The following is a 16,871-nucleotide window of genomic DNA, read 5'->3' as shown; positions in this document are numbered from 1 at the left end:
AAAATGGCAAAAACATTTGAATACAGCATGAAAATTCCGTTTGATATGAGCGATGTCAATGGATTTATAAAAATTCCGCAATTGATCTTGCTGTCTTTGCAGGTATCAGGCATGCAATCGATTGAGCTGGGTATGAGTGATATGTACATTCTAGAGAATTACAATCTAGTCTGGATTATCACGGATTACAATATGAAGATTGAGCGTCTCCCTGTTTTTGATGAGAAAATCACTATTGAAACCTATGCCAAGAGTCACAATCGACTTTTCTGCTACCGGGCCTTTAATATCAAGGATGAAGCAGGAAATACTATCATTGAGATGGTCGCGACCTTTGTCTTGATGGATCGTGATACACGCAAGGTTCATCCTGTTATGAGTGAAATCACGGATGCCTTTGACTCTGAATTTTCAAAAACCATGCTCCGCGGTCCCCGTTTCAAAGAATTAGAAGGTGGCGTGGAACAAGAATACCGAGTTCGGTTTTACGACTTGGATATGAACGGACATGTCAACAATAGCAAGTACTTGGACTGGGTTTTTGAGGTGATGGGAGCAGACTTCTTGACCCATCATATCCCTAAAAAAGTTCATCTAAAATATGTCAAAGAAGTGCTAGCAGGAGGTCTCATCACCTCTCAATATGAACAAGAGGGCTTGAAAACTCAGCACCAAATTAGCTCAGATAGTCAGATCAATGCCCAAGCTGAAATTGAGTGGGAAGAAGTAGAAGAAAAGGGTTGGAATTATGGAAAGTAGAAGATTAAAAAATAAAAAACAGGAACTTGAAAGCTATCAAAAACGGGTTGTGGCCTATGCCAAGCGTCAAAAGAACCCTTTGTACATGTTGGGAGATTGGCTCTTGACTCTTTGTGCTTTGGGCATCATCCTGGTAGAGGAAATTTATAAATTTTTCCGCTATCGCTTGAATTTAGAGAGTTTTAATCGCTTTTTAAGAGAAGATATACGCTGGTATCGGGTCTGGATCCATTTCACCTTGGCCTTTCTTTTACCGGTCATGATCTTCTCGATTGGGATTACTAGCCAATCAGGATCCTTCTGGTCCAATTTCTATCACCGCTTGTCTCAAGGCGTGCTCTTTAGCACAACAGTCAGCCTCGCTGCGACCTTAGTGACGGATTTTGTCGAGAATTTGCAACCAGAAACTAAGTCTGACGGGAAAAATCGGAGCACTAAACGCACGGTTTATCAAATCAGTGTGGATCAGGCAACCGTGATAGGCTTGTTATTGACCATTGTCATCCTCATGGTAGCATCCTTCTTGTTCACCCAATCGGGAAGTCAAGGGATTAATTTTACAGGTTTGGTGTTACAATTTGTCCTCTATGCTGGAGCCTTGCTCTTATATGGTTCTGGTGGACGAGTCGATGCAGAGAAGTTACATGACGAAACGGAAACAGAAAAGGAAGAATAAATGCACTATAAGGGCTATTTGATTGATTTGGATGGCACTATTTACAAAGGAAAATCACGAATTCCTGCAGGAGAAGCTTTTGTTCATGAATTGCAGGCGCGTGAGATTCCCTATCTCTTTGTGACCAACAATACAACCCGCACACCAGAGACTGTTCGGGATATGCTGGCTACTCATTTCAATATAAAAACCCCAGTTTCGACTATCTATACAGCTACCCTTGCGACCATTGACTACATGAATGACCAAAATTTGGGCAAAAAGGTCTATGTGATCGGAGAAGCGGGGCTCAAAGACGCTATTGAAGAAGCTGGCTATATCATCGATGAAGAAGCACCTGATTATGTGGTGATTGGCCTGGATTGGCAAGTGGATTATGAGAAGTTTGCTATTGCGACCTTGGCGATTCAAAAAGGAGCACACTTTATTGGGACCAATCCGGACCTGAACATTCCAACAGAGCGTGGCTTGATGCCAGGTGCAGGATCCTTGATTGCGCTTGTAGAGGCTGCGACACGGGTCGAGCCTGTGATCATTGGAAAACCAAAGGCCATCATCATGGATAAGGCTATTGAACACTTGGGTCTTGAAAGAGAAGAAGTCGTTATGGTAGGAGATAATTATCTAACAGATATTCGTGCAGGTATTGACAATGGGATTCCAACCCTTTTGGTGACGACTGGTTTTACCAAACCAGAAGAAGTGCCAACCTTACCAATTGCACCGACACATGTTGTTTCCAGTTTAGCGGAGTGGGATTTTGATGCTTAAAAGTTTAAAATCAATCAACCAATTTTTCTTTATCTTGTCAGCTACAATCCTTCTCACCATTGGCCTAGCATGGGTCCTCTATCCCATGGAGATCCATTGGTTGGAGATTCAAAGCCGAACTGGTTTTTCGGCTTCAGTCATCATGAAGAATTTTAATGTCTTGATGAACTACTTGACCAATCCTTTTCAATGGGTGTTGAAGATGCCTCAATTCCCCTCTTCCAAAAATGGCTTGCACCATTTTGAGGCCGTCAAGTACCTGTTTCATTTGGTGACGGTCGTTTTCTTGGTCACTCTACCTGGTTTTATCCAGTTTATGCGGACAGTCGTCAAAAATGGCTACCTGGCCCTGTACCGTAGTCTCTTCTTTTGGATGATGGTTTTACCAGTAGTGCTTGCAGTGATGACTGTTATAATTGGCTTTGATCAATTCTTTACTCTCTTTCATCAAGTCTTATTTGCTGGGGACAATACTTGGCTCTTTGATCCGCGCGTGGATTCGATTATTCTTGCATTACCAGAAGACTACTTTATGCATGCCTTTTTGATTTTCTTTGTCTTATACGAAGGAGTCTGTGCGTGTTTTTATCTATTTTCTAGGAGGAAGAAATGAACCAATACAACCGATTATTAGACCCTAAAAAAGATATAGGAAGGTATTCTGGGACACTTGCTATTTATCTCTTGGTAATGACCTTAGTAACCGTCCTGTGGGAAGTCCTCCTTGGATTGACCATAGCAGGCTCTCTCAGAAAAGATCCAAGTCAAGTAACGGAGAAACTAAACGCCCTGAATGTTTGGGCTGGTATTCCCTACCTCATCTCTATTTCCATTGGACTCTTTCTTTTTAATGCCTATCGCAAGAAGGCCCTTTATAAATATGATCTTAAGCATAAGGGACGTAAGATGACACTTTCAGTCTTCTTTATTCTTCTCGCCTTTCTTGGCTTTTCTCAAGTCTTTTCATCTGTGATGACACAAGTGATTGAGCGCATGTTTGAGACCATTGGCCTTCATTCTCCAACACCAGATCTAGGAGATACGATTGAGCGATCTTGGACTATGCTCTTGTATGCTGGCTTTTTTGGTCCTATCACAGAGGAATTCTTCTTCCGTGGGGCTGGCTTGCGAGGCTTGGAACGGTATGGCAAAATCTTTGCCATTGTCATGACGGCTATTTTATTCGGCCTCTTCCATGCTAATTTTGACCAGCTCTTTTTCGCAGGTATCATTGGTCTAGGATTCGGCTACATTGCCTTTGAATACAATATCTGGTGGGCTATTTTCTATCACATTTTCAATAACTTTGTCATTTCCCAAGGCCTGCATTATGTAGCCTATCATGTGGATGAGGGACTAGCGAATTGGCTCCAAATCGGTGTTTTAGCTATTGGTTCCATTGTGATGATAGTGGTTCTTGCGACTAAATGGCCAACTATCAAGGCTTATATTCAAGCCAATAAACCTCAACCGGGAGTTTTCCAGCGTGCCCTCGCGTCCTTCTGGTTCTGGTTCTTCGTGCTATTCACTATCCTGATGTCTATTGTTCCTTATGTGATTCCGCTCTTCCAGATGGCAAATCTCAAAGGATAAAGATTATCGATTGCTAGTAAAGGGGGATCGTCTTAGATCTCTCTTTTTTGCTATAATAGAGAAAGTAGAAATGCAAAATTTGAACATGAAAATAACGAAATTTAAAATTAAATGGAGTAATGGTTACTGATGAAAAATAAATCTAAAAAATGGAAATGGTTTCTGTTGATAATCCCTGCACTGATGATTTTAGGGATTATCACGACTACCCTTGATGAGATGAAATCAAAAGATGGAATTTATTATCTGACAGTAAAAAATGAATCAACTAAAACGGCCTCACTAGATAAAACATCATGGATAAAAATAGACGGAGAGCAGATCACCATAAAGGAAGGTAGTTCAGAGCATACTTACTCATATGATCCTGAAAATGAAGAATTTACAAGAGATTCAGAGAAGTATTCTTGTATGATATATGATGGACTTTTAACTCTTTCAGGAGATCAGCCACAAAAGGAATTACCTGAATATGTCAGTCCAGATAGCAGTTGGTATTCAGCATACGAAAAAGGGCAAGTGAAGATAAAGGATTGAGGATGACTATCTGATATACCTTTTAATAATTATTTTTTACTTGGTGAAGGTGGATAACAATAATACAAACATACTAGAGAGAGGCTAACCCCTCTCTTTTTTGCTATAATAGAGAGTATGAATAACTTGATTAAATCCAAGCTCGAGCTCTTGCCGACGAGTCCGGGCTGTTACATTCACAAAGATAAGAACGGTACCATCATCTATGTGGGGAAGGCCAAGAATCTTCGCAATCGGGTGCGGTCCTATTTCAGAGGGAGTCACGATACCAAGACCGAAGCACTGGTATCTGAGATTGTGGATTTTGAATTTATCGTCACTGAGTCCAATATTGAGGCCTTGCTTCTTGAGATCAACCTGATCAAGGAGAACAAGCCCAAGTATAATATCATGCTCAAGGACGACAAGTCCTATCCCTTCATCAAGATTACCAATGAGCGCTATCCGCGCCTCATCATCACGCGCCAGGTCAAAAAGGATGGCGGTCTCTATTTCGGTCCCTATCCGGATGTGGGAGCGGCCAATGAGATCAAGCGACTTTTGGATCGGATTTTCCCATTCCGCAAGTGTACCAATCCTCCTTCCAAGGTCTGTTTTTACTACCATTTAGGGCAATGCATGGCTCACACAGTCTGCCACAAGGACGAGGCCTATTTCAAGGGCATGGCCCAGGAGGTCTCTGATTTCCTCAAAGGGCAGGATGACAAGATTATCGATGAGCTCAAGCTCAAGATGAATACCGCTGCGCAAAACATGGAATTTGAGCGGGCGGCCGAGTACCGGGATCTGATCCAGGCCATCGGGACCCTGCGGACCAAACAGAGGGTCATGGCCAAGGATTTGCAGAACCGGGATGTTTTTGGCTACTACGTGGACAAGGGCTGGATGTGTGTACAGGTCTTCTTTGTCCGTCAGGGCAAGCTGATCGAGCGCGACGTCAATCTCTTCCCTTACTACAATGATCCAGACGAGGATTTCTTGACCTATGTGGGGCAGTTTTACCAGGAGAAATCTCACCTGATCCCCAATGAAATCCTGATCCCTCAGGATATCGATGAGGAAGCGGTCAAGGCCCTTGTGGATACCAAGGTCCTCAAGCCCCAGCGAGGGGAGAAGAAGCAGTTGGTCAATCTGGCCATCAAGAATGCGCGTGTCAGTCTGGAGCAGAAGTTCAATCTCCTTGAAAAATCAATGGAAAAGACCCAAGGTGCCATTGAAAACCTTGGAAAACTTCTGCAAATTCCAACCCCTGTGCGCATTGAATCTTTTGACAACTCCAACATCATGGGGACCAGTCCGGTTTCAGCCATGGTGGTCTTTGTTAATGGGAAGCCAAGCAAAAAGGACTACCGCAAGTACAAGATTAAAACTGTCGTTGGGCCAGATGACTATGCCAGCATGCGGGAGGTCATCCGCAGACGCTACAGTCGTGTCATGCGGGATGGCCTGACGCCACCAGATCTGATCGTCATCGATGGGGGTCAGGGCCAGGTCAATATCGCTAAGCAAGTCATCCAAGACGAGTTGGGGCTGGACATTCCTATCGCAGGCCTGCAAAAGAATGACAAGCACCAGACCCATGAATTGCTTTTCGGCGATCCTCTCCAAGTCATCGAACTCTCTCGGACCTCGCAGGAATTTTTCCTCCTCCAACGAATTCAGGATGAAGTCCACCGTTTCGCCATCACCTTCCACCGCCAGCTCCGATCCAAGAATTCCTTCTCCTCCCAGCTGGACGGCATCGAAGGCTTGGGACCAAAACGAAAGCAGTTGCTGATGAAGCACTTCAAGTCGCTGACCAAGATCAAGGAAGCTACTGTAGATGAGATCATCACAGTCGGCATCCCACGGGCAGTCGCGGAGGCAGTGCAAGCCAAGCTCCATCAAGGAAAGAAAGAAGAAGCAAGTCCCTTGGTGGAAGTGGCGGAGGATTCTGAACCATACCAATCATAAGGAGTTTATAATGAACAATAGAATCGCTATATTATCTGATATTCACGGAGATACAACAGCCCTTAAGGCAGTGATTGCGGATGCGCGTGCTCTAGGCGCGACGGAATACTGGCTTTTAGGGGACATTTTGCTTCCGGGGCCTGGAAGAGAGGACCTTTTTGAGTTGCTAGATGCGATTCCGATTACAGCGGCTGTTCGTGGAAATTGGGACGATTGTGTCCTAGAGGCCTTGGATGGCGAGTACGGACTTGAGGATCCGCAGGAGATCCAACTTCTTCGCCTCACTCAGTACCTCATGGAAGGACTAGATCCTAAGCGGATCGATTGGCTTCGTTCGCTTCCATTGGTAGAGAAGAAGGAGGTCAATGGCATTCGTTTTTCACTGACCCACAACTTGCCAGAAAAGAATTACGGTGGATTCTTGCGTCCAGCAAATGTGACGGAGAACTTTGACCAACTGCTGGATGATCAGACGGATATGGCGATCTACGGGCATGTCCACAAGCAGTTGCTTCGCTATGGCAGTCAGGGCCAGCAGATCCTTAATCCAGGGACTATTGGCATGCCTTATTTCGACTGGGGACCAATTCAAAACCACAGAGCTCAATATGCTCTGATCGATGTCGAAGAAGATGGAGTGACCAACCTGCAATTTCGTAAGGTGGCCTATGACTATGAAGCAGAGCTCCAAGATGCTAAGGACAAAGGTCTTCCTTTTATTGAGATGTACGAAGAATTGAGACGCGAGGATAACTATCGGGGTCATAACATCGATCTGCTAACTGGCTTAATTGAGAAATACGGTTATGCCAAAGAAGTAGCTGCCTATTTCAATCTTTCCAATGAATCATAGGTGGATCTCTTGTGTATTCAACCTATAACAAAGAAGCGGATCTTCAAAATGTCCGCTTCTTTTTTCACAATCTTAGGCTGTAAAACCCTGCAAGCTCTTTCATTTTGTGTTAAAATAGAGGTAACAGAAATAGAAAAGGAAGAAGCTTATGAAATTTCTAGAGCTCAATAAAAAACGCCATGCGATCAAGCATTTCACTGACCAACCGGTCGATCCAAAGGATGTACGGACCGCTATTGAGATCGCAACCTTGGCCCCTAGTGCCCACAATAGCCAGCCTTGGAAATTTGTGGTCGTTCGTCAAAAAAATGCTGAATTGGCAAAATTAGCCTATGGTGCAAACTACGATCAAGTCATGGAAGCACCTGTGACCATCGCCCTCTTTACAGATACTGATTTGCAAAAACGGGCTCGCAAGATTGCGCGTGTCGGTGGAGTTAAAAACTTCACAGATGAGCAATTGCAATACTTTATGCAAAATCTTCCTGCTGAATTTGCGCGCTATGATGTCCAACAAACAAGTGATTACTTGGCTTTGAATGCCGGTCTTGTGGCGATGAACTTGGTACTTGCTTTGACGGACCAAGGCATTGGAACCAATATTATCTTGGGATTTGATAAATCAAAAATCAATGAAGTATTGGACATCGAAGAGCGCTTCCGTCCGGAAGTCTTGATTACGGTTGGCTATGCGGCTGAAAAAGTAGAGCCAAGCTATCGCTTACCAGTGGACGAAATCATTGACAAACGCTAAGCCAATTAGCAAATAGAAGATCGAGGAGGAATTCATGACAACAGTTGACTTTAAAGCAGAAGTAGAAAAACGTCGCGATGAGATGATGGCTGACCTATACAGCCTCTTGGAAATCAATTCTGAACGCGATGACAGCAAGGCAGATGCAGAGCATCCTTTTGGACCTGGTCCTGTAAAAGCTCTTGAAAAATTCTTGGAAATTGCCAAACGTGATGGCTATGAAACCAAGAATGTCGACAATTATGCCGGTCACTTTATTTTTGGTGAAGGAGAAGAAGAGCTTGGGATCTTTGCCCATATGGACGTCGTGCCAGCAGGTAGTGGCTGGAAAACGGATCCCTACAAACCAGAAATTATCGATGGTAAGCTCTATGCGCGTGGTTCGTCTGATGATAAAGGGCCTACAATGGCCTGCTACTATGGTTTGAAGATCATTAAAGACCTAGGACTCCCTGTTTCTAAGCGCGTGCGTTTTGTAGTCGGAACGGATGAAGAATCAGGTTGGGCTGACATGGACTACTATTTCAAACATGTCGGACTTCCTGAGCCAGATTTTGGCTTCTCACCAGATGCGGAATTCCCAATCATCAATGGGGAAAAAGGAAACATCACTGAGTACCTTCATTTTGGAAATGACAACACAGGAAGTGCCCATCTTCATAGCTTTACAGGTGGCCTTCGTGAAAACATGGTACCAGAGTCGGCGACTGCAGTCGTTTCTGGACAACTTCCAGATCTTGCTGGCCTCTTAGATGCCTTTGCCAAGGAACACCAGCTTCAGTATGAAATCTCAACTGTGGATGAAGAAACCTATACTGTTACAATTATTGGGAAATCTGCTCATGGATCAACTCCTGAAGATGGAATCAATGGTGCGACATACTTGGCTCTCTTGTTGAACCAATTTGATTTTGGTGGTGCTGCTAAGGCTTACCTTCATGTGACAGCTTCACTTCTTCACGAAGATTTTGCTGGTGAAAAATTAGGAATTGCCCATACAGATGCCAAAATGGGACCATTGAGTATGAATGCAGGTGTCTTCCATTTTGATGACAGCCAAGCAGACAACACTATTGCCCTCAATATCCGTTACCCTCAAGGTACAGATCCTGAAACCATCAAGTCCACCCTTGAAAAGATCGAAGGAGTGGCTACAGTGAGCTTGTCAGCCCATGGCCACACACCTCACTATGTTCCGATGGATGATGAATTGGTATCCACTCTCTTGCGTGTTTATGAGAAACAAACTGGCCTCAAAGGACACGAACAAGTGATCGGTGGTGGTACCTTTGGTCGCCTCTTGAAACGTGGGGTTGCCTTTGGTGCTATGTTCCCTGACTATGTCAATACTATGCACCAAGCTAATGAGTTCGCAGATGTCGAAGATCTCTATCGTGCAGCTGCAATTTACGCAGAAACTATCTATGAACTAATCAAATAATCCACTACTCGGCCAGTTTTTCTGGCTGAGTTTTTCCATAGAAGGAGGACTTATGTCAACGATTGAAAGCATTAAACAAGCCATTATGGCAGATCCTCAAAATAAAGAATATACAGAGAAAGGGATAGAGCCACTCTTTGCAGCCCCAAAGACAGCTCGTATCAATATTATCGGACAAGCTCCAGGGATGAAGACGGAAGAAGCTGGTATTTACTGGAAGGATAAGAGTGGTGATCGTCTGCGCGAATGGTTAGGAGTTGACGAAGATACCTTTTACCATTCTGGTTTGTTTGCGGTCATTCCCATGGACTTTTATTTCCCAGGGCATGGGAAATCTGGTGACCTTCCACCTCGCAAAGGGTTTGCGGAAAAGTGGCACCCTCAACTTCTCAAGGAGTGTCCGGATATTGAGTTGACCCTCTTAATTGGACAATATGCCCAAGCATACTACCTTCATGAGAAGGTTGGCGGCAAGGTAACCGAACGGGTCCACCATTTTAAAGACTATTTGCCAACCTATTTTCCACTCGTTCACCCTTCCCCTCGCAATCAAATCTGGATGGCTAAAAATCCTTGGTTTGAGGCAGAGGTGGTTCCAGAATTGCAAACCTTAGTACAAGAGATCATTCAAAAATAAAGGAGAGCGACGATGGATCCTTATCAACAAGTTAAAGAAAAATTAGATGAGTTGGGAATTTCATTTGATGTGGTGGAGCACCCACCTGCATTCACGACAGAGCAGGCGGATTCTTATATTGAAGGCTTAGAAGGTGTCCGGACCAAGACCATGTTTTTGACCAACAAGAAGAAAACCCAATACTATCTGCTCATCATGGATGACCAGAAGCCATTGGATATGGATGATTTTAAAGAGCAAGTGGAAGCAAACCGGATCCGCATGGCTTCAGCAGATTCTTTAGCTGAAAAAATGCAATTACCGCCAGGAACAGTTTCTCCATTTGGTTTATTGAACAATGAAGAAAAAGATATTCGAGTCTATTTCGATAAAGACATTGTGTCAGAGAAGATCATGACCTTCCATCCCAATACCAACGAAAAAACGATCTTTATTAAAACCCAAGACTTGTTCCGATTTTTAGAGTCTATTGGCTTTAACTATGAAATCCTAACCCTTCCATAACATATCTTACAGGAGAAATCATGAAAGAAATTCCATTTTCAAGCTTTTACCAAGTTTATCAAAAAGGAGATATACACGTTCTTGATGTACGCGAGCAGGAGGAATATGATGCCCTTCACTTAGATGGGGTTCGTCTTCTTCCCTTATCTGAGTTAGCAGATCGCTACCAGGAATTAGAGAAGGATCATCCCTATTATGTCATCTGCAAGTCAGGTCGACGCTCAGCACGAGCTTGCCAATTTCTAGAAGAGCAAGGCTATGATGTGACCAACGTCCAAGGTGGCATGGATGCATTTGAATCCTAAAAAGAGAGTGGGACAGAAATCGGTAATTCGTTAGAATTCGATTTCGTCGTCCCACCTCCGCACAGTTGAGTAGGGCTGTAAAAGCTGATGCAATCAGCGTAGTAGAGCCCACTCAACCACTGCGTCTTGCTCGACAATCCAAAAATAATTGAGAGGTTAGGACTTTTGTCCCAGCCTTTTTCTTTACTAATTTCTAAAAATGAGTAGAATTTGTATGTTTTTCAAAAGATATTACAGGGATTTTCCAGTCTTTCATTGAAAATGGTTCAGAAATTTTGTATAATACCCTAGTATGAACAATAGTTAAGGAGATTAAAATATGTCAAAACAAGATTGGCTGGATTATTTCGAAGCCGTAAATGGTCGTTCTGCTAGTGCAGAAGAAATTGCTCAAGCACTGGCTGCAGGAGAATTTCAAGAAGAAGTAGTGGTTCCAGAAACCCCACAAGCCCCAGAATTTGTCGCAGCACCAACTGCCCCTGTGGAAGAACCAGTTGCTGCTCCACAAGCCCCAGAATTTGTCGCAGCACCAACTGCCCCTGTGGAAGAACCAGTTGCTGCTCCACAAGCTCCAGAGTTTGTTGCAGCGCCAACTGCCCCTGTTGAAGAACCAGTCGCAGCGCCACAAGCCCCAGACTTTGTCGCAGCACCAACTGCCCCTGTTGAAGAACCAGTCGCAGCTCCACAAGCTCCAGAGTTTGTCGCAGCGCCAGCTGCTCCTGCAGAAGAACCAGTTGCAGCTCCAGTTCAAGAACCGGCTCCTCAAGCTGCTCCAGCGAATGGGCCAGCTTTCCAACAAGCCTACCAACAACCGACTCAAGCAGCTTATCAACAAGCTCCTTACCAAGGTCAACCAGGACAACCTTATCCTGCCCAACCAAGTCAATTTGGTGTAGCCGTTGGTGGTTACTGGAATTGGTTCCTTTCAGCTTTGAAACGTCCAACGGCTGTAGAAAATCCAAAAGCACTTAACGGAATTTTACAGTATGTCTTAACTGCCTTTGTCTTGACCTTGGGCACTTTCTTCACAGCTAGTGGATTTACAGGTGGTTATGGAATGGATTTCCGTGCCTTTATGTTGACATTGATTTCCCTATTCTTTAGCCTTTACGCCTTCCAAGTAGCTGGATTCTTTGTTCGTCGTGTGGTTCTTCAAGATAAGGAATACAGTTACGGTCGTTCATTTGAAGAGTTTGGACGTTTGTCTGTTTACACTTTGCCACTTGCCCTTCTTGCTTTCTTAGTAGGTCTTGTAAAAGTTTATGAATTTTATGGCTTTGTAAACTTCCTTATTTTCTTCTTGTTCTTTGTTGGAACATGCTATGTCGTTCATCAAGGATTGAACAAGACAAGCTTTAAAGCAGATAAATTATTGCTTCTAGTAGCATCATCTGTTGTCTTGCTTCTCATTGCCATCTTTGTCATTTATGTGAATGCTCGTATTTTAGAACAAGTAGCCGTAGGATTTATTCCAAGTGCTCCAAATTTCTCTAACTTTGGATTCTAACAATATCACAAAACGGAAGGTGGGGGGACCCACTTTCCCTATTTTATAATGAGGGAGAAGAGATCCATGCAAAAGAAATGGGTTGAATTATTTGAAAAAGTGATCGGTCGCAAACCGTCACCAGAAGAGTTTATGGCTGGGAAAGCTTGTGGATTTGATTTGAAACAAATTCAGTCTATCGCAGGAAATGCCCCAGCTGAGGAAGTCGCTCCTGTTGAGGAACCAGGGGTTGAACCAGTTGAAGAAGTGAAGAATGTCGATCCACTTCTAGCAGCTCGTCAGGCTTGGTTGCAACATTTTGAAGAAACCTATGGCCGCAAGCCAAGTGCAGAAGAATTTACCGCGGCTAAAAGTCAAAACTTTGAGTTTTTTGTAGGACCTGTGCCTGAAGCAGAATTTGTAACCCCAGATGCAACTGAAGAAACACAGGAATATGTCCCTCAACAGCAAACTCAAGAGTATACGACTCCACTTGCCGCTGAGCAAACGCAGGTCTTTGCTGGTCCAAATGTTACAGAAGCAGGCCCAGCTCAGAAAAAACAAAAGGCCCCTAAAACGAAGGGTGAAAAGAAACTTTCCAAGAAGAAAATTGGGATTATTTCTGCTATTGCAGTCCTTGTGATCGCTTTGGTAGCAGCCTTCTTTTACTTCCAGTCAACAACGCGTGTCGAAGTGACTGCAGATAAATTTATTAAGGCAGTGGACACCAAGGATTATCGCGAAGCAGCAGATCTGCTTTCAACCGATAACGATAAATGGACAAAGGATGAAGCCGAAAGCTTTATTACCAGCATGGAAGATCAAGGGATTGATATCGGTACAGAGTTGAACAAGATCATCGATAATGGTGGAGAAGGCAGCTATACGGATAAATCTGGAAACAAGATCTTTGGTTTGGAAAAGGCGGACAAGAAATTTGGAATCTTCCAAGAATATCGTGTGGCTAGCTATCCAGTGCAAGTGAAGGTCAAGACCAATTTGGACCAAGCCAAACTCAAAGTGGCTGCCAATAAAACCGTGACCTTGAAGAAAGATGCAGTGACAGACCTTGGTTCTTTCCATTACAATACAAAAGAAATGGAATTGACTGCTAAAACAGAGGTCGGAAATGTCACTTCTAAGATCCATCTCAATCCTAAAAAAGCAACCAAGAATAATTTAGAATTGCAGTTGAATTCTGAAAAACGCAATTTAGAAGTTGAGTTCCCAGATGAAGTTGAAAACCCAACAGATGTAAAGGTTGTGGTTAACGGCAAAGAAGTCGGAACCAGCACAACCTTTGAAGTAGATAGCATCCCTTATCAAGAAATTGAAGTACATGCCGTCTTCAACATGAATGGGGAAACCTATACAACTGAAAAGGCTAAGGTGACGATTGAAGAGGGTGAGAACGATCCGATCGAACTCAAACTAGCCAAAGATACCCTAAAACGCATCAAGAGTGCACAAGATGCTAAGAAAGCGCAAGCAGCCAAAGAAGAACAAAATCGGACCTTGGCGGAAGAATTCTTGAAAGAGTACCGCGACGCTGTCTTTAGCTCCGTTTCAAATCGAAATAACACCTACTCTAAATACTATGACACACAAAGTCAAGCCTACAAAGACATGGTTGAGTTCACAACTGGTGATGGTGTTCGAAAGGCTAAGATTGACTACTATACTCCAGGTGCTTTGGACATTCAAAGTGTCACTGAAGAAAATGGTGTGGTAACGATCAAGACTTATGAAGACTTTACCGTGCATTATACAGATAGCCATCCAGATTCACAAAACCGCAAGTACAAGACCTACACTTTGAAAAAAGTAGGTGCAAGTTATGTGATTACGGATATTGTCGTAACAAAAGAATCATAGGAGATTCCTCATGAAAGCAAGATTTTCCAAATTAACTTTGGTGACAGTTGCCTTGTTAACCCTGACAGCTTGCTCCCAATCTCAATCCACTAGTTCTAAATCTTCTGCAAAAGAAGAGACCAAGCAAACGCAAACCAAGTCTTCCAAAGAAACGTCTTCTGCAAAGGATACGTCAAAAGAGACAGGAAAAGAAGAGTCGTCAAAAGCTGGTAAGTCAGATGTGAAAGTGGATTCTGGTGTCAGCTATAATGGTTCCTACTATAGTGTCAAAGGGAAATATGGTGAGGTCATGATCGCCAACAAACATTATCCCTTGTCGCCTGACTTTAACCCAGGTGAAGATCCTGAAGCTGTTTCAGCCCTTCATGAATTGATCGCAGCCATGCAGGCAGAAGGATATCCGATCAGTGACCAATATAGTGGTTTTCGTAGCTACGATACCCAAGTTGGCCTCTATCAAAACTATGTCAATCAAGATGGTCAGGAGGCAGCAGATCGTTATTCCGCAAGACCGGGTTATAGTGAACACCAAACTGGTTTGACCTTTGATTTGATCGATACCAGTGGTAATCTGGTGACAGAACCTGGACCAAGTAAGTGGTTGCTTAAGAACGCCGCTAAATATGGCTTTGTGGTTCGTTACCAAGAAGGAAAAGAAAAAGTGACAGGCTACATGCCAGAGAGCTGGCATCTCCGCTATATCGGAAAAGAAGCACAGGATATCGCTGACTCGGGTTTGAGTCTGGAAGAATACTATGGCTTCACTGGTGGCGATTACGTTGATAAATAAAAAAGGTTGGGATTGATATCCCAACCTTTTTATTGTATGTTTTTTAGAAACGCATCCAGCTCTTTTTGATTCTTGAGAGAGATGAATTTATCGGGATAGGTAGAACGGATATTTCGATACCTTTCTTTGGCCTTCTTGGTTCGACCGTCCCAAAGGATCCAACGGATGAATTCCCAGTCAAAGCGTTCAGGGCAGCCTGCTGCCATACTCTCGCGAACGCGTCCCTTATAACGACGGAATCGTTTCCAGGCTCTATAGAGGCAGTTCCAACGAGAGAAATTGAGAAAGATAATGTGGTCGGCTTGCTCCATTCTTTCCTCATAGCAACACCAAGAATAATTTCCATCAATGACCCAGTCTTTATGTTGGCTAAGAAACTGTTTCATCTGTCCCTCCATCCAATCCCGGTCACTGTCTATCCAGCCGGGTTGAAATTGGAGGGTATCCATATGAAGCTTGGGGATGGAGTAGTAGCGAGATAAGGCTCCAGCCAAGGTAGATTTTCCAGATCCAGAATAGCCGATAATAACAATTTTCATAAGCACCTCTCAAAAATTTAGGAACAAAAAAAGCTCCGGAGAGCTTGATTTTTATGCTGTTCTTGATTAACCAAGTTTCGCTGCAAGACGTGCTTTATCACGGCTAGCTTTGTTCTTGTGGATCAAACCTTTAGTTTCTGCTTTATCGATAGCTGAGCTAGCAGCGCGGTAAAGTTCTTCAGATGGGTTTGCTTCAAAAGCTTTGATTGCAGTACGCATAGCTGATTTTTGAGCTGAGTTTTTTTCGTTTTGTTTAACGTTCAATTCAGCGCGTTTGATAGCTGATTTAATGTTTGCCAAGTTATTCACCTCCATTGATAATCTAACTATCTCATTATATATGAAAAGTTAAGATTTGACAAGCCTAAAATAGCTTTTCCTTAAAAAAGTACCGTTAACAGGCCATTTTCTCTAGCGTTTGAGATAAATTTCGTCAATTTCATGGTTGGTTGCCTTATGGAGAATCAGATCAGCTCGATTTCTGGTTGGTTGGATGTAATGTTGCAAGTTGACTAAATTAATGGATTCCCAGACCTGATGGGCCATGCTTAAAACTTCTTCTAGGGGTTGCTCTGTAAATCGATAGTAGTAGTTATTGGGATCATTCTGAGCTAATGCAAGGAGTTTTTGGAAGCGATCGATATACCAAGATTCGATATCGTTGACCGCGGCATCCACATAGATCGAAAAATCAAAGAAATCGGTCATATAGAGACTGTCATTTTGTGGATTTTGAAAGACATTGATCCCTTCGACAATGACAAAATCAGCCGGTAAAATGGTTTGCTTCTCATCTGGGACAATATCGTATATTTCGTGGGAATAGACAGGGATTTCTACGCTCTTGTTGTTTTTAATTTGATTGAGAAAATCAAGGAGCAATTCCATATCATAGCTTTCCGGAAATCCTTTTCGATTGAGGATCTCTTGTTCTTTTAAGATAGCATTTGGATAGAGAAAACCATCCGTTGTTACCAACTCTACAGTCGAGCCTTCGAAGGTTCGTGACAGCAGGATTTGAAGTAAACGGCTAGTGGTAGATTTTCCAACCGCTACGCTTCCTGAAACACCAATGATAAAGGGTTGGCGCTCACTCGTTTTTTGAAGAAAAATACCTTTTGAGAAGGCCAAATCTTCTTTGGAACGCTTGTAGATTCCAATCAGGTTTGTCAAAGGCAGGTAGACGTCACGTACATCTTGGAGGTTGATGCGGTCGTTAAAACTTTTAATAGAATTGAGCTCTGTTTGAGAGAGTGGTGGGGTGGTTTTGCGGTGCAAATTTTGCCAGGTTTCCCGATTAATTTTTTCAAAATGTAGAAATTCTTTGTCCATATGTCACTCCTATTGTAGTCTTTAGTATACCAATTTTTAGAGGTCATGTAAACGATTTAAAAAAGG

General features: G+C 43.2%; 19 protein-coding genes. 16 read left to right on the top strand and 3 right to left on the bottom strand.

Annotated features, from left to right (window positions below; all coding sequences use genetic code 11):
* Positions 1-3 precede the first annotated feature (3 nt).
* The 16 genes from LPB220_RS06575 to ldcB all read left to right on the top strand — a co-directional run bounded on the left by LPB220_RS06575 (position 4) and on the right by ldcB (position 14,934).
* On the top strand, positions 4-759 hold the full coding sequence (locus tag LPB220_RS06575) for an acyl-ACP thioesterase domain-containing protein (RefSeq protein ID WP_150906266.1): 756 nt from the start codon (positions 4-6) through the stop codon (positions 757-759).
* Complete coding sequence (locus LPB220_RS06570; protein WP_049474586.1) at positions 749-1,435, top strand: hypothetical protein; 687 nt, start codon at positions 749-751, stop codon at positions 1,433-1,435. Before LPB220_RS06575 ends, LPB220_RS06570 begins: the two co-directional genes overlap by 11 nt.
* Positions 1,436-2,206, top strand: coding sequence for a TIGR01457 family HAD-type hydrolase (locus LPB220_RS06565; protein WP_049498256.1), 771 nt, complete (start codon positions 1,436-1,438; stop codon positions 2,204-2,206).
* Positions 2,199-2,819, top strand: a complete 621-nt coding sequence (locus LPB220_RS06560; RefSeq protein ID WP_049498257.1) for a TIGR01906 family membrane protein — start codon at positions 2,199-2,201, stop codon at positions 2,817-2,819. The genes LPB220_RS06565 and LPB220_RS06560 overlap by 8 nt, the downstream gene beginning before the upstream one ends.
* Positions 2,816-3,799: a CPBP family intramembrane glutamic endopeptidase gene (locus LPB220_RS06555; RefSeq protein ID WP_070594902.1), complete on the top strand. Its 984-nt coding sequence runs from the start codon at positions 2,816-2,818 to the stop codon at positions 3,797-3,799. The genes LPB220_RS06560 and LPB220_RS06555 overlap by 4 nt, the downstream gene beginning before the upstream one ends.
* Positions 3,800-3,928: 129 nt before the next feature.
* Positions 3,929-4,336 carry a hypothetical protein gene (locus LPB220_RS06550; protein ID WP_070594901.1) on the top strand — a complete coding sequence of 136 codons (408 nt, stop codon included), beginning with the start codon at positions 3,929-3,931 and terminating at the stop codon, positions 4,334-4,336.
* 117 nt (positions 4,337-4,453) lie between these two features.
* A complete protein-coding gene (gene uvrC / locus LPB220_RS06545) occupies positions 4,454-6,289 on the top strand; it encodes an excinuclease ABC subunit UvrC (protein WP_150906264.1) in 1,836 nt (611 codons plus the stop codon).
* A 10-nt stretch (positions 6,290-6,299) separates the two neighbouring features.
* Complete coding sequence (locus LPB220_RS06540; protein ID WP_070594899.1) at positions 6,300-7,142, top strand: metallophosphoesterase family protein; 843 nt, start codon at positions 6,300-6,302, stop codon at positions 7,140-7,142.
* 148 nt (positions 7,143-7,290) lie between these two features.
* Entirely contained in the window at positions 7,291-7,896 is a 606-nt protein-coding gene (locus LPB220_RS06535; RefSeq protein ID WP_013903708.1) for a nitroreductase family protein, read from the top strand.
* A gap of 34 nt (positions 7,897-7,930) precedes the next feature.
* Positions 7,931-9,337 (top strand): dipeptidase PepV, encoded by a 1,407-nt coding sequence (gene pepV, locus LPB220_RS06530; protein ID WP_150906262.1) that lies wholly within the window; start codon positions 7,931-7,933, stop codon positions 9,335-9,337.
* Between the two features lie 52 nt (positions 9,338-9,389).
* A complete protein-coding gene (locus LPB220_RS06525) occupies positions 9,390-9,974 on the top strand; it encodes a uracil-DNA glycosylase family protein (RefSeq protein WP_118095273.1) in 585 nt (194 codons plus the stop codon).
* A gap of 12 nt (positions 9,975-9,986) precedes the next feature.
* A complete protein-coding gene (locus LPB220_RS06520) occupies positions 9,987-10,478 on the top strand; it encodes a prolyl-tRNA synthetase associated domain-containing protein (protein WP_150906260.1) in 492 nt (163 codons plus the stop codon).
* Positions 10,479-10,498: 20 nt separating this feature from the next.
* A complete protein-coding gene (locus LPB220_RS06515; protein ID WP_150906258.1) occupies positions 10,499-10,783 on the top strand; it encodes a rhodanese-like domain-containing protein in 285 nt (94 codons plus the stop codon).
* 319 nt (positions 10,784-11,102) lie between these two features.
* Positions 11,103-12,290, top strand: coding sequence for a DUF6574 domain-containing protein (locus LPB220_RS06510; protein ID WP_150906256.1), 1,188 nt, complete (start codon positions 11,103-11,105; stop codon positions 12,288-12,290).
* A gap of 66 nt (positions 12,291-12,356) precedes the next feature.
* Entirely contained in the window at positions 12,357-14,144 is a 1,788-nt protein-coding gene (locus LPB220_RS06505; protein WP_191904596.1) for a TcaA second domain-containing protein, read from the top strand.
* Between the two features lie 10 nt (positions 14,145-14,154).
* Positions 14,155-14,934, top strand: a complete 780-nt coding sequence (ldcB, locus tag LPB220_RS06500) for an LD-carboxypeptidase LdcB/DacB (protein WP_003011416.1) — start codon at positions 14,155-14,157, stop codon at positions 14,932-14,934.
* A 29-nt stretch (positions 14,935-14,963) separates the two neighbouring features.
* Here ldcB and LPB220_RS06495 read toward each other — a convergent pair whose 3' ends face one another.
* From LPB220_RS06495 to coaA, 3 genes are all read right to left on the bottom strand, one after another.
* Positions 14,964-15,473 (bottom strand): DNA topology modulation protein, encoded by a 510-nt coding sequence (locus LPB220_RS06495; protein WP_150906252.1) that lies wholly within the window; start codon positions 15,471-15,473, stop codon positions 14,964-14,966.
* Positions 15,474-15,539: 66 nt separating this feature from the next.
* On the bottom strand, positions 15,540-15,788 hold the full coding sequence (gene rpsT / locus LPB220_RS06490) for a 30S ribosomal protein S20 (protein ID WP_003007640.1): 249 nt from the start codon (positions 15,786-15,788) through the stop codon (positions 15,540-15,542).
* 96 nt (positions 15,789-15,884) lie between these two features.
* On the bottom strand, positions 15,885-16,805 hold the full coding sequence (gene coaA / locus LPB220_RS06485) for a type I pantothenate kinase (RefSeq protein WP_023918311.1): 921 nt from the start codon (positions 16,803-16,805) through the stop codon (positions 15,885-15,887).
* Between the last annotated feature and the right edge of the window lie 66 nt (positions 16,806-16,871).

Origin of the sequence: Streptococcus sp. LPB0220, assembly GCF_008727815.1 — a bacterium.
GTDB lineage: Bacteria > Bacillota > Bacilli > Lactobacillales > Streptococcaceae > Streptococcus.
The sequence above is the reverse complement of the archived record's forward strand: the minus strand, read 5'-3'. Positions and strand labels throughout refer to the sequence as shown.